Raw genomic sequence first — 19,431 nt, 5'->3', positions numbered from 1 at the left:
GTCTGTCGGGAGATGACATTAAAACGATGGCGCGTGTTTACGCCGTTTCCATTGGCTCAAGCGCTCTTGCAGCGCCTGAGGCGTGTCGATCTGCTGCTGACGCGCGCGGCTGAACAGGATCAGCATCAGCTCCGCCGTGGCCAGGGCATCGGCGCTGGCATGATGGCGTTCGCCTACCTGCAGGTCGAAGTGGTTGATCCAGTCGTCCAGCCCGGCCTCGCGTATATGCGCCTCGGGGCACAGCAGCGGGGCGATGTCGGCCACATCCAGGAACGTATGGGCCAAGCGATACCCGAGGCTGTCCTTGAGGGCGCGGCCGAGCATGTGTTGATCGAATGGCGCGTGGAAGGCGAGCAGCGGGCTGTCGCCGACAAACTCCATGAAGTCCAGCAGTGCCTCGACCGGGTCACTGCCCGCCGCGATGGCGCTGGGGCCGAGGCCGTGGATCAGCACGCTGGGGCTGAGTTTGGCTTCGGCGCGGTGCAAGGTGCGCTCGAACAGTTGGGAAAAATCCACCGCGCCGTCCTCGATCACCACCGCGCCGATGGACAGCACCTGATCGCGGTTGAGATTCAGGCCGCTGGTCTCCAGATCCACCACCACCCAGCGCTGGCTGCGCAACGCGTTGTCGCCCAATACAAGAGGCGTGGGGAGTTGCTCCAGGCGCCGTTGTTGCGCGGCATCCAGTCTGGGCTTGGCCGCGCGCAGCCAACCAAACAAGCTCACAACTGATACCGCAAGGTCAGGCTGCTTTGCAGGCGCTGGGCCTGGCGCAGGGATTCGCGCAGGATACGGCGGTCCAGGTGGTTGAGGCTGTCGGGGTCGACGCGGTTGGAATGCGGCTGGTTCTCGCGGGTCTGCAACTGATGCTGCTGCATGCGGGTTTGCTGGATAAAGTGATACGCCTCTTCATAGGCGGCGCCGTCCAGGGGCTCGATCACTTCCTTGACCACCAACTGGCGCAGGCGCTCCAGGGTGTTATTGGCGTGGATGCCATTGGCCAGGGCCAGCAGGCGTGCGCCGTCGACAAAGGGGGTGAGCCCCTGCACCTTGAGGTCGAGGGTGGCTTTTTCCCCGCCTTTGCGCGTCAGCACAAAATCGCGGAAACGCCCTACGGGCGGGCGCTGGCGCAAGGCATTCTCGGCCAGCATGCGTTGGAACAGCCGGTTATCCCCGACCTGGTCGAGAATGCCCTGGCGCAGTTGCTCGCAGCCGCGTTCATCGCCCCACACCACGCGCAGGTCAAAATAGATACTCGACCCCAGCAGGTTCTCCGGCGTCGCCTCGCGAATGAACGCCGCAAACCGCCGCGCCCATTCCGCCCGCGACAGGCACAGCTCCGGGTTGCCGGCCATGATATTGCCCGTGCACAGGCTGAACCCGCACAGCGCCAGGCTTTGGTTGATCTGTTGTGCCAGGGGCAGCAGCCGCCCGCGAATCTCGGCGGCTTCCACCGCGTCCTTGGCTTCGAACAGGATGCCGTTGTCCTGGTCGGTGTACAGCGTCTGCTCGCGCCGGCCTTCGCTGCCGAAACACAGCCAACTGAAGGGCACGCCGGGGTCGCCTTTTTCGGCCAGGGTCAACTCGATCACCCGGCACACGGTGTGATCGTTGAGCAGGGTAATGATGTGGGTGATCTGGGTAGACGACGCGCCATGGGCGAGCATGCGCTCCACCAGTTGGCCGATCTCGCCGCGCAGCGCCACCAGGTTCTCCACCCGTGGCGCGTTGCGGATGGTGCGGGCCAGGTGCACCAGGTCGACCCGTTGCAGGGAAAACAGATCGCGCTCGGACACCACGCCGCACAGGCGCTGGTCCTTGACCAGGCAGACGTGGGCGATATGCCGCTCGGTCATGGCGATGGCCGCGTCGAAGGCGCTGTGGTCCGGGGTCAAAAAGAACGGCGCCTGGGTCATATGGCCTTCAATGCCCTGGCTGAAGTCACCGGTGCCGTCGGCCACCACCTGGCGCAGGTCGCGCAGGGTGAAAATACCCAGGGGCGCCTTGTGTTCGTCGACGATCACAATGCTGCCCACCTGCTGCTCATGCATCAGCGTTACCGCTTCGCGCAGCGGCGTCTGCGGGCTGCAGGTGACCGGATGGCGCATGGCCAATTCGCCCAGGCGGGTGTTCAGGGAATATTGGGTGCCGAGGGTTTCCACGGCTTTTTGCTGCACTTGCTGGTTGACCTGGTCGAGCAGGCTGCTGACGCCCCGCAAAGCGAAGTCGCGGAACGGGCTGGACAGCGCGAACAGCTTGATAAAGGCCGGTTTGTTCAGTTGCAGGCAGAAGGTGTCTTCAGCGGCCTTGTGTTCGGTGCGGGTGGCGCGTTCACCTAACAGCGCCGCGAGGGGGAAACACTCGCCAGTGGTGATTTCGAAGGTGGCTTGGGTGGAGTCCGGCCGTTCACCCACGACGCGGCCCTGCTTGACGATGTAGAAGTGTTCCACCGGTCCGCCCGACGGCTTGAGAATGCTCTCGCCGGGGCCGAAGAAGCGCAGTTGACACTGTTCCACCAGGAACGCCAGGTGCGCGTTTTCCATCTGGTTGAACGGCGGGAAGCGTTGCAGGAACTGCAGGGTGCCGTGGATGTTCTGCAATACAGCAGTTTTTCCCGCCTGGGCGAAAGCATCAGCTTTACTCATAACCATGACCGCAATTTTTTTGTCGTTATCGTCCTGCATGGTCGACTCCTGAGCGGCGGGTGCCCATTGGACGTAAGTCTAGGTCGATGAAAACGCCGCATAACTAAGGAAAAACCTTACACGACTATCGTCCAAACCCCGTAGAACACCCACTAGGCAAACTTTCCGACGAAGTGCACATTGATCGCCCTTCCGCAGATGTCTGACGAGTGTGCAGGGAGATTGATGAGAATTGCTGAGAACCGTATGTCCGACCACGATATTTTGAGTGATGCCGAGCGCGAGGCGCTGAGCGCCGTGATGCTGGAGCCTGATTTACCGCCACAACGCGTGTTGATTGTTGACGACGACAAGGATGCGCGTGAACTGCTGGCGGAGATCCTGGGCTTGGATGGTATTCGCTGCATGACTGCCGACAGTGGCGAGGCGGCGTGGAACTTGTTGAAGTCCAGCAGCTCCATCGGTTTGCTGATCACCGATCTGCGCATGAAACCCAGCAACGGTCTGGAGTTGATCAAGCAAGTGCGCGAATCCACTCGCGCTGCGTTGCCCATCATCATCATGTCGGGGGACGCCGAAGCGCCGGATGTGATCGATGCGATGCATTTGAGTGTGGTGGATTTTCTGTTGAAGCCGATCGACAGCGTGAAGTTGGCGAAGCTGGTCAAGCGCGAGTTGGGGTTGGCTTCCTGATTTTTGCGGTGTCTGTACGGGCCTCATCGGGAGCTAGCCCCCTCCCACAGTTGACCGCGTACATCCACACCACAGCCCCAAAGAAAAAGCCCTGATCTCACGATCAGGGCTTTTTCATTTACAGGCCGTTTTTAGCCTTGAACTCCCGACGCCGACGGTGCAACACCGGCTCGGTATAGCCATTCGGCTGTTTGGTCCCTTCAATCACCAACTCCACCGCTGCCTGGAACGCGATGTTGCTGTCGAAATCCGGCGCCAGTGGGCGGTACAACGCATCTCCGGCATTCTGACGGTCCACCACCGGCGCCATGCGCTTGAGGCTTTCCATCACCTGGGCTTCGTTGACGATGCCGTGGCGCAGCCAGTTGGCAATGTGCTGGCTGGAGATGCGCAGGGTGGCGCGGTCTTCCATCAGGCCGACATCGTTGATGTCCGGCACTTTCGAGCAACCCACGCCTTGGTCGATCCAGCGCACGACATAGCCGAGGATGCCCTGGGCGTTGTTGTCCAGCTCGTTGCGGATTTCTTCGTCGGACCAATCGGTGTTGCTGGCCAGGGGAATGGTGAGGATGTCGTCCACCGACGCACGCTCGCGCTTGGCCAGTTCGGCCTGGCGTGCGAACACGTCGACCTTGTGGTAATGCAGCGCGTGCAGTGCGGCTGCCGTCGGCGATGGCACCCAGGCGGTGTTGGCGCCGGCCAGTGGGTGGGCGATTTTCTGTTCGAGCATCGCCGCCATCAGGTCGGGCATCGCCCACATGCCTTTACCTATCTGCGCACGGCCTTGCAGGCCGGTACTCAAGCCGATATCGACGTTCCAGTTCTCGTAGGCGCCGATCCATTTTTCCGCCTTCATCGCCGCCTTGCGCACCATCGCGCCGGCTTCCATGGAGGTGTGGATTTCGTCGCCGGTGCGGTCGAGGAAGCCGGTGTTGATAAACACCACGCGCTCGCTGGCCGCCTTGATGCAGGCCTTGAGGTTGACCGTGGTGCGGCGCTCCTCGTCCATGATCCCGACCTTGAGGGTGTTGCGCGGCAGGTTCAGCACGTCTTCGATGCGGCCGAACAGCTCGTTGGTGAACGCGGCTTCTTCCGGGCCGTGCATCTTCGGCTTCACAATGTAGACCGAACCGGTGCGGCTGTTCTTGCGCGTGTTGTTGCCGTTGAGGCTGTGGACCGCTGCCAGGCTGGTGAGCAGGCCGTCGAGGATGCCTTCGGGTACTTCGTTGCCGTCTTTGTCGAGGACCGCGTCGATGGTCATCAAGTGGCCAACGTTGCGCACGAACAGCAGGGAACGGCCGTGCAGCGTCACGTCCTTGCCGTCGACGCCGGTGTAGACGCGGTCGGCATTCATGGTGCGGGTGAAGGTCTTGCCGCCCTTGGCCACTTCTTCGGCCAGGTCGCCCTTCATCAGGCCGAGCCAGTTGCGGTAGATCACCACCTTGTCATCGGCATCGACGGCGGCGACGGAGTCTTCGCAGTCCATGATGGTGGTGAGTGCGGCTTCCATCAGTACGTCTTTGACGCCGGCGGCATCGGTCTGGCCGACCGGGGTGCTGGCGTCGATCTGGATTTCGAAGTGCAGGCCGTTGTGTTTCAGCAGGATCGCGATCGGCTCGGCCGCAGGGCCCTGGAAACCAATCAACTGCGCATCGTCACGCAGGCCGCTGTTGCTGCCACCCTTGAGGCTGACGATCAACATGCCGTCGACGATCTTGTAGCCGGTGGAATCGACGTGGCTGCCGGCGCTCAGTGGCGCGGCTTCGTCGAGGAAGGCACGGGCGAAGGCAATCACCTTGTCGCCACGCACTTTGTTGTAGCCCTTGCCCTTTTCGGCGCCGTCGGCTTCGCTGATGGCATCGGTACCATACAGGGCGTCGTACAGCGAGCCCCAACGCGCATTGGAAGCGTTGAGGGCGAAGCGGGCGTTCATCACCGGCACCACCAGTTGCGGGCCGGCCATGCGGGCGATCTCGTCATCGACGTTTTGGGTCGAGGCCTGGAAGTCTGCGGCTTCTGGCAGCAGGTATCCGATGTCTTGCAGGAAGGCTTTGTAGGCCACCGGGTCGTGGGCCTGGCTGGCGTGAGTCTGGTGCCAGGTATCGATCCGCGCCTGGAAATCGTCGCGTTTGGCGAGTAGGGCTTTGTTCTTCGGAGCCAGGTCGTGGATGACCTTGTCGGCACCGGCCCAGAACTGATCGGCAGTGATGCCGGTACCGGGAATGGCTTCGTTGTTCACGAAGTCGAACAGGACTTTGGCGACCTGCAGGCCACCGACTTGAACGTGTTCAGTCATTGCTTGCCTCACTCTGCGGAGCTTATGCGCTGATTCAGATTTTCATTATGTAGTGCTCGGGAGGGCATACTACATGATGACTTGCGGTTGTGAAAATTAGACTAAATACGTCGTTTAGCGACCCACTTTGGTCGTACGGTCACAGCGGAGAATCGGATGTTCTCAAAAAACTATTAGATTGTTCCAGATAAATATAAAAATGGTACACGATTTGTTTTTGCGGGCTTCCGAGTCCACCTTGTAGATTGAATTCAGAGGGCTTCGCCATGGACCATCTTGTACTCACTATTATTGCCGCCGACAAACCCGGCCTGGTAGAACGCATCGCGCAGAACATTGCGGCCCACGGCGGCAATTGGCTGGAAAGCCGAATGGCGCATATGGCCGGGCAGTTTGCCGGGATCCTGCGGGTCAGCGTTCCTGCGGAAAGCCGTCAGGCGCTGGTAGGGGCGCTGGAAGACTTATCCACCCACGGCATTCGCGTGCTGGTAGGAGAGGGCAGTACCGGGCAGGCATCGGCGTCCAAACCCATCGTGATGACCTTGGTCGGCAATGATCGCTCGGGCATCGTGCGTGAGATTACCGCGCTGTTGAGCAAGCAGGGTGTGAACCTGGAACGCCTGAGCACCGATGTACGGCCGGCCCCGATGAGCGGTGACCCGCTGTTCAGCGCGGAGGCTTTGTTGCAGGTGCCGTCGACGTTGTCCCTGGATAAGTTGCAGGAGTCGCTGGAAACCTTGGCCGATGACCTGATGGTGGAGTTGCGTAGCGAGGAATAACCCACAAGGTTATGCATGGAAATCTTGCATGGGCCTGTGGATAACCTGTAGAGACCCGGCGCCAGGCCACGCCGACCGGGCTTCTGCGCGGGCTGAGCAAAAAACGAGCAGTTTCAAGGGCTTGTGCACAAATGGCGGGGATCAGGTTGTGGATAACCTTGGGGTGGATCTCTGCAAGCCAAGCCGGCTGGGGCTTGCAGAGGTTTGTGCGTTATTTGATCAGCGTTTGCGCACGGTCAACCAGGCATCGACGCTGTAGACCACCAGCCCGGCCCAGATAAAGGCAAACGCGATCAGCGTGCTCGACGCCAGGTGCTCGCCGAACAGCAGCACCGCTTCCAGCAACACCAGCGTCGGTGCCACATACTGCAAAAAGCCCAAAGCGGTGTAAGGCAAATGCCGTGCGGCGGCGTTGAAGCACACCAGCGGGATCAACGTTACGGGGCCGGCCGCCACCAGCCACCAGGCTTCGGATGTGCTCCAGAACGCCAGTTGCGCACTGTGGGCCGACGGGTTGAACAACAACCAGGCCACCGCAATCGGCACCAGCATCCAGGTCTCCACCACCAGCCCCGGCAGCGCCTTGACCGGCGCCTGCTTGCGGATCAGGCCGTAGAAACCGAAGGTCAGCGCCAGCACCAAAGACACCCACGGCAAGCTGCCCACCTGCCACACCTGTTGCGCCACACCCACTGCGGCCAGCCCCACGGCCACCCATTGCAGGCGACGCAGGCGCTCGCCAAGCAGCAGCATGCCCAGCAGCACATTCACCAGCGGGTTGATGTAGTAACCCAGGCTCGCTTCGAGCATGCGCCCGCTGTTCACCGACCACACATAGGTCAGCCAGTTACCGGCAATCAACGAACCGCTGAGTGCCAGGATTGCCAGGCGCTTGGGGTTGTCGCGCAGTTCGCGGAACCAGCCCGGGTGCTTCCACACCGTCAACAGCAAACCACCGAACAGCGCCGACCAGAGCACCCGGTGCACGATGATTTCAGCGGCGGGCACACTGGCGATGGCTTTGAAGTAGAGCGGGAACAGACCCCAGATGACATAGGCACTCAGGCCCAGGATGTACCCCTTGCGGGGGTTGGCGGCTTGCATGCGTAATCCTTGCTTAGGCAGCTAACAAAGCGCGATTGTAAGGATATTTGTCAACCAATGGGACTGGCATTGGTAATGCGGTCTGCTTTGTGTGGGAGGGGGGCAAGCCCCCCTCCCACACAAAGCAATCAGAAGAGTTTGAGGGGTTCTTCGTTGAGCGCTGAGAGTTGCTCACGCAGTGCCAGCACCTGGTCGCCCCAATACCGTTCGCTGCCGAACCACGGGAAGCTGTGGGGGAACGCCGGGTCATCCCAGCGCCGTGCCAGCCACGCGCTGTAGTGCATCAGGCGCAACGCGCGCAGCGGTTCGATCAGCGCCAGTTCGCGTGGGTCGAAGTCGTGGAATTCCTGGTAGCCGTCCATCAGTTCCGACAGCTGGCCCAGGCATTCCTGGCGATCACCGGCAAGCATCATCCACAAGTCCTGCACCGCCGGGCCCATGCGGCAGTCGTCGAGGTCGACGATGTGGAACATCTCATCGCGGCACATCATGTTGCCGGGGTGGCAATCGCCGTGCATGCGGATGTTCTTGTGCGGCGTGGCTTTGTACACCTCTTCCACACGCTTGAGCAGGTCGCGGGCCACGGACTCGTAGGCCGGCAGCAGGCTCTTGGGAATGAAATTGCCTTCGAGCAACGTATTGAGAGAGTCATGACCGAAGTTCTTCACACCCAAGGCTTCGCGGTGTTCGAACGGGCGGGTGGAACCCACGGCGTGCAAGCGGCCGAGTAGCTGCCCAAGGCGATAAAGCTGGTCAAGGTTGCCCGGCTCCGGTGCTCGGCCGCCACGGCGCGGGAACAGGGTGAAGCGGAAACCCGCGTGTTCGAACAGGCTTTCGCCGTTATGAATCATCGGCGCGACCACCGGCACGTCGCACTCGGCCAACTCGAAGGTGAAACGGTGTTCTTCGAGGATCGCTTCGTTGGTCCAGCGCTGGGGGCGGTAGAACTTGGCGATCAGCGGTTCGGAGTCTTCGATGCCCACCTGATATACGCGGTTTTCGTAGCTGTTGAGCGCCAGAACGCGAGCATCGCTGAGGAAACCGATGCTTTCGACAGCGTCGAGTACCAGATCGGGTGTGAGGGTTTCAAACGGATGGGCCATGCGAACTCCTGCGCGCAGCAGGGCGCCGCGTCCGGCCGGGTATGGTAACGCACCAGGCTGGAGATAGGGGGCGCCTGTGCCATTGTCATCGGGGGCAAGCCCCCTCCCGCAGGTGACCGCGTTTATCCTTTAGGAATGCGGTCCAGTGTGGGAGGGGGCTTGCCCCCGATAGCGGTCTATCAGGCGCCGACAATCCCGCCATCCTCGCGCCGAATCGCCATCACCGACGAACGCGGCTTGCCATTCGGCAGGTGCTCCGGCCACGTCGAGCCACCGGTTTCGCCTGGGTGCTGAATCCCCACAAACAGCGTTTTCTGATCCGGCGAGAAGCTGATGCCCGTCACCTCACACGCTACCGGCCCGACCATGAAACGGCGGATTTCCCCGGTGCTCGGGTCGGCGCAGAGCATCTGGTTATTGCCCATGCCAGCGAAGTCGCCGGCGTTGCTGTAGTCGCCGTCGGTAAGGATCCACAGGCGCCCAGCCTTGTCGAATCCCAGGCCGTCGGGGCTGTTGAACATGTTCTGCGGGTTGATGTTCGACGAGCCGCCTTTTGGCGTGCCGGCATGCACGCCCGGGTTGCCGGCCACCACAAACAGGTCCCAGCTGAAGTCCGCTGCGCCATGGTCATCGGCGTTGGCCTTCCAGCGCAGGATCTGACCGTAGACGTTTTTCTCGCGTGGGTTGGGCCCACCCACCGGCTGGCCGTCTTCGCCGCGCTTGGCGTTGTTGGTCAGGGTGCAATAGACCTGGCCGTCGGTAGGGCTGACCACGATCCATTCCGGGCGGTCCATGCGTGTGGCTTTCACCACACTGGCGGCCAGCCGTGCGTGGATCAGCACTTCGGCCTGGCTGGCGAAGCCTGTACTGGCGTCAATGCCGTTTTTGCCATGGGTCAGCTCGACCCATTGACCTTTGCCTTTCGGATGATCGGCGTTGCCATCGCCCGCATCGAAGATGGCCACGTACAAGGTGCCGTGGTCTAGCAGGTCTTTGTTGGCCTTGGGGTTCTTGTGGTTGATCTTGTCGCGGCTGACGAACTTGTAGATGAACTCGCCGCGTTCGTCGTCGCCCATGTACACCACGGCGCGGCCGTCACGAGTTTCCGCGAGGGCGGCGTTCTCGTGCTTGAAACGGCCCAGGGCGGTGCGTTTGGCCGGGGTGGATTGCGGGTCGAACGGGTCGATTTCCACTACCCAGCCGTGGCGGTTGAGTTCGTTGGGGTTCTTGGCCATGTCGAAGCGCGGGTCGTGCAGGTGCCAGTTGATCTCTTTGCTGGCGGCCACCACACCGTAGCGTTTCTGCCCGGCGTCGAAGACTTGCTGCGGGTTACTGCTGCCGAAGCAGTCGGTGAAGTTCTCTTCGCAGGTCAGGTAAGTGCCCCATGGGGTCTTGCCGTTGGCGCAGTTCTGGAAGGTGCCGAGGACTTTTTTGCCGGACGTGTCGGCGCTGGTTTTCAACCATTCGTGGCCGGCGGCGGGGCCGCTCAGGCTGATCGGCGAGTTGCCGTGGATGCGGCGGTTGTAGCGCGAGTCCTGGACGAACTGCCAGGTATCGCCCTTGCGCCGCACTTCGATCACCGACACGCCTTCGCTGGCCTGGGCCTTGTGTACGTCTTCGGCCGATTGGGGGGCGCCGCCGTGGGCGTAGAGGTAGCGGTAGTTGGTGTATTCGTTGTTGATCGCCATCAGCGCGCGGTTGTCGTCGCCGGGGAAGGCGAACAGGCTCATGCCGTCGTTGTTGTCGCCGAACTGTTGTTCCTGGGCTTTGGCGGTGCCATTGCCGGATGGGTCGAAGGCCGGGGCGTTCTTGTGCAGCGGCTGGCCCCAGCTGATCAGCACCGAAGCGCTGTAGCCCGGCGGCAGGGTGATAGCGTCGCTGGTGGCTGCGGCGATGCTGGTAAAGCCCAGCAGCGGGCTGGCGGAGGCGGCGTTGACGGCCAGGGCGCTGCGGCTCAGCAGGTTGCCACCGAGGAACATCGCGGCACCGCACAGGGCACCGGCACCGATGAAGCGGCGGCGGGTGAGGCCGACCATGTGTTCGAGGTCGGTGGCTTGGTTTTCTTCTAATAGGCTCATCTCAGGCTCCCTGCGGTTTTTGCAGACACCATAAGGAGCGGGCGTGACGAAATTGTTGCAGTTTGAAGCGCTACTCGGCTTAGACCGGCGTGCCGAGCAGCACATTGCTGGGGGCAAATTGCACTTGGAGTGTCTGGCCTGCGGCGGCATCCAGTGTCTTGAGCTCGGCGGGCTGCGCCAAGGCGCATAAAACCTGGCCATTGGGCAGGGCGATGCGCACTTCGCTGGGGCCGTCCTCGGCGTCGAGAATCGCGTCGACGGTTCCACTCACGCAATTGTGTCCAGGTGTTGCAGGCTTATCGAGTGCCAGCAATTCCAGCCAGCCGGCCTTGATCAACGCAACGACTTCCACGCCGATCTCCAGCTCCAGCCGTTGCGTACTGTCGTGGGTGATTTGCGCCGCCAGGGTCAGCCCACCGGCGAGCTGCAAGTGAATCAGGTCGTTGCGGCCATGCTGTTCAATCGCAATGACCTGGCCATGCAACTGGTTACGGGCGCTGGTGCGCAGCATCAAGCGGCCGAGCAGGTTGAAGTCGCTGGCGGCTTCGTCCGAGCCGAGTACTTCGGCCTGTAACACTTGCAGGCGTTGATAGAGGCGCAACACCCGTTCACCTTCGGCCGTGAGTCGGGCCCCGCCGCCGCCCTTGCCGCCGACACTGCGTTCGACCAAGGGTTTTTGCGCCAGGTTGTTCAGCTCATCAATGGCGTCCCAGGCGGCCTTGTAGCTCAAACCCGCACTTTTGGCTGCGCGGGTGATGGAGCCCTGTTCGGCGATATGCCCCAGTAGGGCGATACGCTGGGGACGGCGGACAATATGTTGGCTGAGCAGAGTCGGTAGAGACATGGGCGCACGCTGTGTTGGGATGAGCGGACGTTGCGGCCGCGAGGCATGAGAGTCAAGTACCAGGCTTTGGCGTGCGGGCCAGGCAGTACACGTCCACCTGTCGCGCTCCGGCGTTGATCAACAGCCGCGCCAGGCTGTGGGCAGTGGCACCGGTGGTGAGCACGTCGTCCACCAACGCGAGGTGGCGGCCGCGCACCTCGGCGCCAGGGGCCAGGGCGAAGGCGTTGAGCAGGTTGCGTTTGCGCGTCTTGGCGTCGAGGGCTTGCTGCGCGACGGTTTCATAAGGGCGTAGCAACAGATGTTCATCGTGGGGAAGGTTCAGGTCGGCACTGAGCCAGCGCGCCAGCATCAGCGCCTGGTTATAGCCCCGTTCACGCAGGCGCCTGCGGGCCATGGGCACCGGCAACAGAATGTCCGGGCGGGTGAGTGGGTGGTTGTCGAAGCGATGTTGCAAGTAGTGCCCCAACAAGCGCCCTAGCATATGCCCGAGGGGCCAGCGTGCCTGGTGCTTGAAGCGACTGATCAGGGTGTCCACGGGAAAGCTGTAGGTCCAGGGGGCGATCACCTGTTTAAAGGCGGGCGGTTGTCTCAGGCATTGGCCGCAGACCAGGCCGTCCATCGCCAAAGGCAAGGCGCAGACTTCACAATGCTCCATCAGCCAGGGCAGCTGGGTTTCGCAGGCGTTGCAGACACAGTCGGCTGTTTCAGTCGTCTCGTCGCAGATTAAGCATTTCTGTATGCTTTTTAACCAGATGTAAACTTCGTGTTTTCGTATTGGTTGACAGTGCATGAGTCTTCCTTAAATATGCCGAGCATCCGTGTCGTGCCTGTGGGTATTGCCCTTCCCGCAGCGCTTGCCAAAGCATAATCAAGGAATCGCCCATGAGCGCCAGCACCACCGCCACCTTGCGTCACGATTGGTCTTTAGCCGAAGTCAAAGCGTTGTTCGTGCAACCGTTCAATGACCTGCTGTTCCAGGCGCAGACCGTGCACCGCGCGCACTTCGATGCCAACCGTGTACAGGTGTCGACGCTGCTGTCGATCAAGACCGGCGCCTGCCCGGAAGATTGCAAATATTGTCCGCAGTCGGGCCACTACAACACTGGCCTGGAAAAAGAAAAGCTGATGGAGGTGCAGAAGGTCCTTGAAGAGGCTGCCCGCGCCAAGGCCATCGGTTCGACCCGTTTCTGCATGGGTGCCGCCTGGAAGCACCCGTCGGCCAAAGACATGCCCTACGTGCTGCAGATGGTCAAAGGCGTAAAGGCCATGGGCCTGGAAACCTGCATGACCCTCGGCCGTCTCGACCAGGACCAGACCGAAGCCCTGGCCCAGGCGGGCCTCGATTACTACAACCACAACCTCGACACGTCGCCGGAGTTCTACGGCAGCATCATCACCACCCGCACCTACAGCGAGCGCCTGCAAACCCTGGCCTACGTGCGTGAGTCGGGAATGAAGATCTGCTCGGGCGGTATCCTCGGCATGGGCGAGTCCCTCGACGACCGCGCCAACCTGCTGATCCAGTTGGCCAACCTGCCGGAGCATCCGGAGTCGGTGCCGATCAACATGCTGGTGAAAGTTGCCGGAACGCCGCTGGAAAACGCCGAGGACATCGACCCGTTCGACTTCATCCGCATGCTGGCCGTGGCGCGCATCCTGATGCCGCAATCCCATGTGCGCCTGTCCGCCGGCCGTGAAGCGATGAACGAGCAGATGCAGGCCCTGGCGTTCTTTGCCGGTGCCAACTCGATCTTCTACGGCGACAAACTGCTGACCACCGCCAACCCGCAGGCCGACAAGGACATGCAACTGTTCTCGCGCCTGGGCATCCTGCCGGAAGCCCGTGAAGAGCATGCGGATGAAGTGCACCAGGCGGCGATTGAACAGGCGTTGGTGGAGCAGAAGAGCAGCGAGCAGTTCTATAACGCCGTTGTTTGATTCCCACCTGTTTTGACCGAGTTGCACCTGCCACCCCGAGGCCTGCATGTCTTTTGATCTTTCCGCGCGCCTCGCTGCCCGCCGTGCCGAACACCTTTACCGTCAACGCCCGCTGCTCCAGAGCCCTCAAGGCCCGGAAGTGGTGGTTGACGGTCAACCCCTCCTGGCATTCTGTAATAACGATTACCTAGGCCTGGCCAATCACCCGCAAGTGATCGAGGCCTGGCGCGCCGGGGCGTCCCGCTGGGGCGTGGGCGGCGGTGCCTCGCACTTGGTGGTGGGCCACGCCACGCCGCACCATGAACTGGAAGAGGCGCTGGCCGACCTCACCGGCCGCCCGCGGGCGCTGTTGTTTACCACCGGCTATATGGCCAACCTCGGTGCGGTCACGGCGTTGGTGGGGCAGGGCGATACGGTGCTGGAAGATCGTCTCAACCATGCCTCGCTGCTGGATGCCGGTTTGCTCTCCGGTGCGCGCTTCAATCGCTACCTGCACAACGACGCGACCAGCCTGGCCAAGCGCCTGGAGAAAGCCATCGGCAATACGCTGGTGGTCACCGATGGTGTGTTCAGCATGGACGGCGACTTGGCCGACCTGCCGGCATTGGCCCGTGCAGCCAAGGCCAAAGGCGCCTGGTTGATGGTGGATGATGCCCACGGCTTTGGCCCGCTCGGCGCTAATGGCGGCGGGATCGTCGAGCATTTCGGCTTGAGTCAGGACGACGTGCCGGTACTCGTGGGCACCCTGGGCAAAGCGTTCGGCACGGCCGGGGCGTTTGTCGCGGGCAGTGAGGATTTGATCGAAAGCCTGATCCAGTTTGCCCGGCCGTATATCTACACCACCAGCCAACCGCCGGCGCTGGCCTGCGCCACTCTGAAAAGCCTGGAGCTGCTACGCACCGAGCATTGGCGGCGCGAGCACCTCGACCGCTTGATTCGTCAGTTCCGCCAGGGCGCCGAGCAGCTTGGCCTGGACTTGATGGACAGCTTTACACCGATCCAGCCGATTCTGATCGGCGACAGTGCCAAAGCCATGCGCCTGTCGCAGCTGCTGCGTGAGCGCGGCCTGATGGTCACCGCGATCCGCCCGCCCACCGTACCTGCCGGCAGCGCGCGTTTGCGCGTGACACTGACGGCCGCCCACAGCGAAGCGCAGGTACAGCTATTGTTAAACGCATTGGAAGAGTGTTTCCGCTTGTCTGGTGCCACGGAGCCCGACCATGCGTGATCGACTGATCTTGCTGCCCGGCTGGGGCCTCGGCGTATCGCCGCTGGAGCCATTGGCCGCCGCCTTGCGTGGCCTGGACGAACACCTGCAGGTGCAGATCGAGCCGTTGCCGGCGCTCGATTCCAGCGACCTCCATGAATGGCTCGACGAACTCGACGCCACCCTGCCTGACAACGCCTGGCTCGGCGGCTGGTCCTTGGGCGGCATGCTCGCTGCCGAACTGGCGGCGCGGCGCGGCGAGCGTTGCTGCGGTTTGCTGACCCTGGCGAGCAACCCGTGTTTTGTCGCCCACGAAGGCTGGCCGAATGCGATGCCCGCCGAGACCTTCGATGCGTTCCTGGCCGGTTGTCATGCCGATTCCCAAGTCACCCTCAAGCGCTTCGGCCTGTTGTGCGCCAAAGGCGCCGAAGACCCGCGCGGGCTGTCGCGCCTGCTGGTCAGTGGCGCGCCGAATTCAGCGTCCAGTGTGTTGATGCCCGGACTGGAACTGCTGGCCCAGCTGGATACCCGCGACGCCTTGCTGGCCTATCGTGGCCCACAGTTGCATCTGTTCGCCGGCATGGACGGATTGGTGCCCGCCGAAGCCGCCAGCGACCTGCTGGCGCTGCTGCCTGATGTGGAAATCGGCCTGATTGAACAGGCTGGTCACGCTTTTCTTCTGGAAGACCCCCACGGTGTAGCGGGGGCCATCCAGGCTTTTTTGCATGAGTGCGTTGATGACTGATTTATCCCTTCCCCCACTGCCGGGCGCCTTGCCGGACAAGCGCCAGGTGGCGGCATCGTTTTCCCGTGCGGCGGCCAGTTACGACAGTGTCGCCGAGTTGCAGCGAGCGGTGGGGCATGAGCTGCTGTCCCGTCTGCCATCAGCGTGTGCGCCACGACGTTGGCTGGATATGGGGTGCGGTACGGGTTATTTCAGCCGCGTGCTGGGTGAGTTGTTGCCAGCGAGCCAAGGTGTGGCGGTGGATATTGCCGAAGGCATGCTCGATCACGCACGGCCTTTGGGCGGTGCTGAGTATTTCATCGCGGGCGATGCCGAGCGTCTGCCTTTGAAGGATGGCAGCTGCGGGCTGATCTTCTCCAGCCTGGCGGTGCAATGGTGTGCGAACTTCGAGGCGGTGCTCAGCGAGGCCTATCGCGTGCTGCAACCGGGTGGCGTGCTGGCGTTCGCCAGTTTGTGCGTCGGGACGCTGGATGAGCTGCGCGAAAGCTGGCGGGCGGCGGATGGCCTGGTGCACGTCAACCGATTTCGCACCTTCGAGGCGTACCAGCAATTGTGCGCGGCCAGTGGTTTGCGCGTGCTCAGCCTGGAGCGGCGCCCCCATGTGCTGCATTACCCGGATGTGCGCAGCCTGACCCATGAGCTCAAGGCGCTGGGGGCGCACAATCTCAATCCGGGCCGCCCGGGAGGGTTGACGGGCCGTGCGCGGATTGCTGCACTGGTAGACGCCTACGAGCAGTTCCGTCAGGCCGAGGGACTGCCTGCCACTTATCAAGTGGTGTACGCCGTCCTGGAGAAGCCCCTATGAGCGCCGCTTATTTCATCACCGGCACCGACACGGATGTCGGCAAGACCACCATCGCCGCGGGCCTGTTGCACGCCGCGCGGCTTGCCGGCAAAAGCACCGCGGCTGGAAAACCCGTGGCTTCCGGTTGCGCAGTTACGCCCAAGGGCTTGCGCAACGCCGATGCCCTGGCCTTGCTGGCCGAGTGTTCATTGCCGTTGAGTTATGCCGAGGTCAACCCGGTGGCGTTCGAACCCGCCATCGCCCCGCACCTGGCTGCGCGAGAGGCCGGCGTCGCGCTGACGGTGCAGTCGTTGTTGAAACCCATGCAGCAGATCCTGGCGCGACAAGCGGATTTCACCCTAATCGAAGGCGCAGGCGGCTGGCGCGTACCGCTGGCCGACCAGGACAACCTGTCGGACCTGGCCATAGCGCTGCAACTGCCGGTGATCCTGGTGGTGGGCGTGCGCCTGGGTTGCATCAGCCATGCCTTGCTCACCGCCGAAGCCATCGCACGGGACGGTTTGCCCTTGGTCGGTTGGGTGGCGAATATCATCGACCCCAAGACCTCTCGTCTGGAAGAAAACCTCGCAACCCTGGCCGAACGCTTGCCCGCGCCGTGCCTGGGCCGAGTGCCCAAGCTCAAGCACGCCAGCGCCGAAGCGGTGGCTGAGCACCTGCAACTGGACCTGCTTGACTGATTCTGGCTATCGACAAGGCATTATGCCATTAGTGTTTTTGACGGGCTTTTTGCCAGGATGTCTGCTTCAATTCAACTTCACGATTCTCTAAAGGCAGGTTAAAGCCATGGAAATCTCTGGCAGCAGCGCGTTTTACTCGGGGCTGAGCACTATTCAGGCCGGGCAGAGCCGTGTCGACCAGGCCGCCGGCAGAATTGCCAGCACCGCGACCACTCAGCCGTCGGACGCACAGAGCGACCGGCTGCAAGCCAATGACCGCGCCCAGCCGACGAATTCGGCGAGCAATATGGTCGAAATGGCCCAAGGCAAGTTTCAAGTGGAGTTGGGCGCCAAGGTCGCCAAGGCTTCGGACGAAATGCTTGGCACCTTGATCGACACCTTCGCTTAACCCCTCTTGCGTACGACCGGCTTCTTTCTGGGGGCTGGTCAGTCTTGCGCAATCCTCCATTTTCTTCTGAACACCTTGTGGCATCCCGCCGCAGGCCTCGCCCTGCCTGGCATTGACCCGCGTCATGACAAACGGTGTCTGGACGACGCTTGACATCCCCAGGTCGTAAACGTATGTTTCAAACACCTGTTTGACCGCCACAACACATCCACGCGGTTGTTCATTCCAGATACATCAGCAGAGGTTTATCGCTATGCCTGACTACAAGGCCCCCTTGCGTGATATTCGCTTCGTTCGTGACGAACTGCTCGGCTATGAAGCGCACTATCAGAGCCTGCCGGCTTGCCAGGACGCTACCCCGGACATGGTTGACGCCATTCTCGAAGAAGGCGCCAAGTTTTGTGAGCAAGTGCTGGCACCGTTGAACCGCGTGGGTGACATCGAAGGGTGCACCTGGAGTGAGTCTGGCGTTAAAACCCCTGCTGGTTTCAAAGAAGCCTACAAACAATTCGTCGAAGGCGGCTGGCCAAGCCTGGCCCACGACGTGGAGCACGGCGGCCAAGGCCTGCCGGAATCCCTGGGCCTGGCCGTGAGCGAAATGGTCGGCGAAGCCAACTGGTCGTGGGGCATGTACCCGGGCCTTTCCCATGGTGCGATGAACACCATCTCCGAGCACGGCACCCCCGAGCAGCAAGAGGCTTACCTGACCAAGCTGGTGTCGGGCGAATGGACCGGCACCATGTGCCTGACCGAGCCACACTGCGGTACCGACCTGGGCATGCTGCGCACCAAGGCCGAGCCTCAGGCCGACGGTTCCTACAAAGTCTCCGGCACCAAGATCTTCATCTCGGCCGGTGAACACGACATGGCCGACAACATCGTCCACATCGTGCTGGCCCGCCTGCCGGACGCACCGGCCGGTACCAAAGGCATCTCGCTGTTTATCGTGCCGAAATTCCTGCCTGAAGCCGATGGTTCGATCGGTGCGCGCAACGCAGTGAGCTGTGGTTCCCTGGAACACAAGATGGGTATCCACGGTAACGCCACGTGCGTGATGAACTTCGACGCGGCCACCGGTTTCCTGATCGGCCCGGCGAACAAAGGCCTGAACTGCATGTTCACCTTTATGAACACCGCTCGTCTGGGCACTGCGCTGCAAGGCCTGGCCCACGCCGAGATCGGCTTCCAGGGCGGCCTGAAATACGCCCGCGATCGCCTGCAAATGCGCTCCCTGACTGGCCCGAAAGCGCCGGAAAAGGCCGCTGACCCGATCATCGTGCACCCCGACGTGCGCCGCATGCTGCTGACCATGAAAGCCTTCGCCGAAGGTAACCGTGCGATGGTGTACTTCACCGCCAAGCAAGTGGACATCGTCAAGTACGGCACCGACGACGAGGCCAAGAAACAGGCCGACGGCCTGCTGGCATTCATGACCCCGATTGCCAAGGCGTTCATGACCGAAGTCGGTTTTGAATCGGCCAACCACGGCGTGCAGATCTATGGCGGCCACGGCTTTATCGCCGAGTGGGGCATGGAGCAGAACGTTCGCGACAGCCGCATCTCCATGTTGTACGAAGGCACCACCGGCATCCAGGCGCTGGACCTGCTCGGCCGTAAAGTGCTGATGACCCAGGGCGAAGCGCTCAAGGGCTTCACCAAGATCGTGCACAAGTTCTGCCAGGCCAACGAAGGCAACGAAGCGGTCAAGGAATTCGTGACGCCGCTGGCTGCACTGAACAAAGAGTGGGGCGAGTTGACCATGAAGGTCGGCATGGCTGCGATGAAGGACCGTGAAGAAGTGGGTGCTGCCTCGGTGGACTACCTGATGTACTCCGGTTACGCGTGCCTGGCTTACTTCTGGGCCGACATGGCACGCCTGGCGGCCGAAAAACTGGCTGCCGGTACCAGCGAAGAAGCGTTCTACACCGCCAAGCTGCAAACTGCGCGCTTCTACTTCCAGCGCATCCTGCCGCGTACCCGTACCCACGTGGCCACCATGCTGTCGGGCGCCAATAACCTGATGGACATGAAAGAAGAAGACTTCGGCCTGGCTTACTAAGCCTTACCGGGTTCATCTGAAACCGTCGCTTCCCTTGGGAGCGGCGGTTTTTTCATTGGGGGATAAAAAA

At 61.9% G+C, this 19,431-nt stretch carries 17 protein-coding genes; 9 read left to right on the top strand and 8 right to left on the bottom strand.

Features of this window, described 5'->3' with window-relative positions; all coding sequences use genetic code 11:
• Nucleotides 1-18: 18 nt before the first annotated feature.
• On the bottom strand, nt 19-726 hold the full coding sequence (locus HCF10_RS20190) for a 3'-5' exonuclease (protein WP_131699092.1): 708 nt from the start codon (nt 724-726) through the stop codon (nt 19-21).
• Nucleotides 723-2,645 carry a putative nucleotidyltransferase substrate binding domain-containing protein gene (locus HCF10_RS20185; protein ID WP_184745321.1) on the bottom strand — a complete coding sequence of 641 codons (1,923 nt, stop codon included), beginning with the start codon at nt 2,643-2,645 and terminating at the stop codon, nt 723-725. The genes HCF10_RS20190 and HCF10_RS20185 overlap by 4 nt, the downstream gene beginning before the upstream one ends.
• A gap of 246 nt (nt 2,646-2,891) precedes the next feature.
• On the opposite strand from HCF10_RS20185, the gene HCF10_RS20180 reads away from it, so the two are divergent.
• Nucleotides 2,892-3,338 carry a response regulator gene (locus HCF10_RS20180; RefSeq protein WP_131699148.1) on the top strand — a complete coding sequence of 149 codons (447 nt, stop codon included), beginning with the start codon at nt 2,892-2,894 and terminating at the stop codon, nt 3,336-3,338.
• Between the two features lie 118 nt (nt 3,339-3,456).
• On the opposite strand, the gene HCF10_RS20175 is transcribed toward HCF10_RS20180, so the two are convergent.
• Nucleotides 3,457-5,634, bottom strand: coding sequence for a malate synthase G (locus tag HCF10_RS20175; RefSeq protein WP_167656257.1), 2,178 nt, complete (start codon nt 5,632-5,634; stop codon nt 3,457-3,459).
• Between the two features lie 266 nt (nt 5,635-5,900).
• Between HCF10_RS20175 and HCF10_RS20170 the strand changes: the two genes are divergently transcribed.
• Nucleotides 5,901-6,413, top strand: coding sequence for a glycine cleavage system protein R (locus HCF10_RS20170; protein ID WP_145336852.1), 513 nt, complete (start codon nt 5,901-5,903; stop codon nt 6,411-6,413).
• A gap of 219 nt (nt 6,414-6,632) precedes the next feature.
• Here the strand turns inward: HCF10_RS20170 and rarD are convergent, their stop codons facing one another.
• The 5 genes from rarD to HCF10_RS20145 form a co-directional block, all read right to left on the bottom strand.
• Nucleotides 6,633-7,517 carry an EamA family transporter RarD gene (gene rarD, locus HCF10_RS20165; protein WP_131699096.1) on the bottom strand — a complete coding sequence of 295 codons (885 nt, stop codon included), beginning with the start codon at nt 7,515-7,517 and terminating at the stop codon, nt 6,633-6,635.
• A gap of 128 nt (nt 7,518-7,645) precedes the next feature.
• On the bottom strand, nt 7,646-8,620 hold the full coding sequence (locus HCF10_RS20160) for a serine/threonine protein kinase (RefSeq protein ID WP_015886213.1): 975 nt from the start codon (nt 8,618-8,620) through the stop codon (nt 7,646-7,648).
• Between the two features lie 179 nt (nt 8,621-8,799).
• Nucleotides 8,800-10,698: a PhoX family protein gene (locus tag HCF10_RS20155; RefSeq protein WP_167656256.1), complete on the bottom strand. Its 1,899-nt coding sequence runs from the start codon at nt 10,696-10,698 to the stop codon at nt 8,800-8,802.
• A gap of 79 nt (nt 10,699-10,777) precedes the next feature.
• On the bottom strand, nt 10,778-11,542 hold the full coding sequence (locus HCF10_RS20150) for a TOBE domain-containing protein (RefSeq protein ID WP_167656255.1): 765 nt from the start codon (nt 11,540-11,542) through the stop codon (nt 10,778-10,780).
• Between the two features lie 52 nt (nt 11,543-11,594).
• Nucleotides 11,595-12,332 carry a ComF family protein gene (locus HCF10_RS20145; RefSeq protein ID WP_145336849.1) on the bottom strand — a complete coding sequence of 246 codons (738 nt, stop codon included), beginning with the start codon at nt 12,330-12,332 and terminating at the stop codon, nt 11,595-11,597.
• A gap of 92 nt (nt 12,333-12,424) precedes the next feature.
• Here HCF10_RS20145 and bioB point away from each other — a divergent pair, with 92 nt between their 5' ends.
• The 7 genes from bioB to HCF10_RS20110 all read left to right on the top strand — a co-directional run bounded on the left by bioB (nt 12,425) and on the right by HCF10_RS20110 (nt 19,361).
• On the top strand, nt 12,425-13,480 hold the full coding sequence (gene bioB / locus HCF10_RS20140) for a biotin synthase BioB (protein ID WP_010207025.1): 1,056 nt from the start codon (nt 12,425-12,427) through the stop codon (nt 13,478-13,480).
• A gap of 46 nt (nt 13,481-13,526) precedes the next feature.
• Nucleotides 13,527-14,708, top strand: a complete 1,182-nt coding sequence (gene bioF, locus HCF10_RS20135; protein ID WP_131699100.1) for an 8-amino-7-oxononanoate synthase — start codon at nt 13,527-13,529, stop codon at nt 14,706-14,708.
• A complete protein-coding gene (locus tag HCF10_RS20130; protein WP_167656254.1) occupies nt 14,701-15,432 on the top strand; it encodes an alpha/beta fold hydrolase in 732 nt (243 codons plus the stop codon). Before bioF ends, HCF10_RS20130 begins: the two co-directional genes overlap by 8 nt.
• Entirely contained in the window at nt 15,425-16,237 is an 813-nt protein-coding gene (gene bioC, locus HCF10_RS20125) for a malonyl-ACP O-methyltransferase BioC (RefSeq protein ID WP_167656253.1), read from the top strand. Before HCF10_RS20130 ends, bioC begins: the two co-directional genes overlap by 8 nt.
• Complete coding sequence (gene bioD, locus HCF10_RS20120; protein ID WP_131699103.1) at nt 16,234-16,914, top strand: dethiobiotin synthase; 681 nt, start codon at nt 16,234-16,236, stop codon at nt 16,912-16,914. The genes bioC and bioD overlap by 4 nt, the downstream gene beginning before the upstream one ends.
• Before the next feature lie 106 nt (nt 16,915-17,020).
• The gene (locus HCF10_RS20115) at nt 17,021-17,302 is read left to right on the top strand and encodes a hypothetical protein (protein WP_053131056.1); all 282 of its coding nucleotides are present in this window, start codon (nt 17,021-17,023) and stop codon (nt 17,300-17,302) included.
• Nucleotides 17,303-17,555: 253 nt separating this feature from the next.
• Nucleotides 17,556-19,361, top strand: coding sequence for a phenylacyl-CoA dehydrogenase (locus HCF10_RS20110; protein ID WP_131699104.1), 1,806 nt, complete (start codon nt 17,556-17,558; stop codon nt 19,359-19,361).
• Nucleotides 19,362-19,431 lie beyond the last annotated feature (70 nt).

The sequence above is a fragment of the Pseudomonas sp. B14(2022) genome (genome assembly GCF_012030485.1).
In the GTDB taxonomy this organism is placed as follows: Bacteria; Pseudomonadota; Gammaproteobacteria; order Pseudomonadales; family Pseudomonadaceae; genus Aquipseudomonas.
Note: the sequence above shows the minus strand (reverse complement) of the source record. Positions and strands in the feature narration are given on the sequence as shown.

What these genes read in the sequence shown, in the direction of transcription:
- bioC (WP_167656253.1), top strand. Translation starts at nt 15,425, where the DNA reads ATGACTGATTTATCCCTTCCCCCACTGCCGGGCGCCTTGCCGGACAAG.
- HCF10_RS20175 (WP_167656257.1), bottom strand. Translation starts at nt 5,634, where the DNA reads ATGACTGAACACGTTCAAGTCGGTGGCCTGCAGGTCGCCAAAGTCCTG.
- HCF10_RS20150 (WP_167656255.1), bottom strand. Translation starts at nt 11,542, where the DNA reads ATGTCTCTACCGACTCTGCTCAGCCAACATATTGTCCGCCGTCCCCAG.
- HCF10_RS20180 (WP_131699148.1), top strand. Translation starts at nt 2,892, where the DNA reads ATGTCCGACCACGATATTTTGAGTGATGCCGAGCGCGAGGCGCTGAGC.
- HCF10_RS20130 (WP_167656254.1), top strand. Translation starts at nt 14,701, where the DNA reads ATGCGTGATCGACTGATCTTGCTGCCCGGCTGGGGCCTCGGCGTATCG.
- rarD (WP_131699096.1), bottom strand. Translation starts at nt 7,517, where the DNA reads ATGCAAGCCGCCAACCCCCGCAAGGGGTACATCCTGGGCCTGAGTGCC.
- HCF10_RS20115 (WP_053131056.1), top strand. Translation starts at nt 17,021, where the DNA reads ATGGAAATCTCTGGCAGCAGCGCGTTTTACTCGGGGCTGAGCACTATT.
- HCF10_RS20145 (WP_145336849.1), bottom strand. Translation starts at nt 12,332, where the DNA reads ATGCACTGTCAACCAATACGAAAACACGAAGTTTACATCTGGTTAAAA.
- bioB (WP_010207025.1), top strand. Translation starts at nt 12,425, where the DNA reads ATGAGCGCCAGCACCACCGCCACCTTGCGTCACGATTGGTCTTTAGCC.
- HCF10_RS20110 (WP_131699104.1), top strand. Translation starts at nt 17,556, where the DNA reads ATGCCTGACTACAAGGCCCCCTTGCGTGATATTCGCTTCGTTCGTGAC.
- HCF10_RS20170 (WP_145336852.1), top strand. Translation starts at nt 5,901, where the DNA reads ATGGACCATCTTGTACTCACTATTATTGCCGCCGACAAACCCGGCCTG.
- HCF10_RS20155 (WP_167656256.1), bottom strand. Translation starts at nt 10,698, where the DNA reads ATGAGCCTATTAGAAGAAAACCAAGCCACCGACCTCGAACACATGGTC.
- HCF10_RS20160 (WP_015886213.1), bottom strand. Translation starts at nt 8,620, where the DNA reads ATGGCCCATCCGTTTGAAACCCTCACACCCGATCTGGTACTCGACGCT.
- HCF10_RS20185 (WP_184745321.1), bottom strand. Translation starts at nt 2,645, where the DNA reads ATGAGTAAAGCTGATGCTTTCGCCCAGGCGGGAAAAACTGCTGTATTG.
- bioD (WP_131699103.1), top strand. Translation starts at nt 16,234, where the DNA reads ATGAGCGCCGCTTATTTCATCACCGGCACCGACACGGATGTCGGCAAG.
- bioF (WP_131699100.1), top strand. Translation starts at nt 13,527, where the DNA reads ATGTCTTTTGATCTTTCCGCGCGCCTCGCTGCCCGCCGTGCCGAACAC.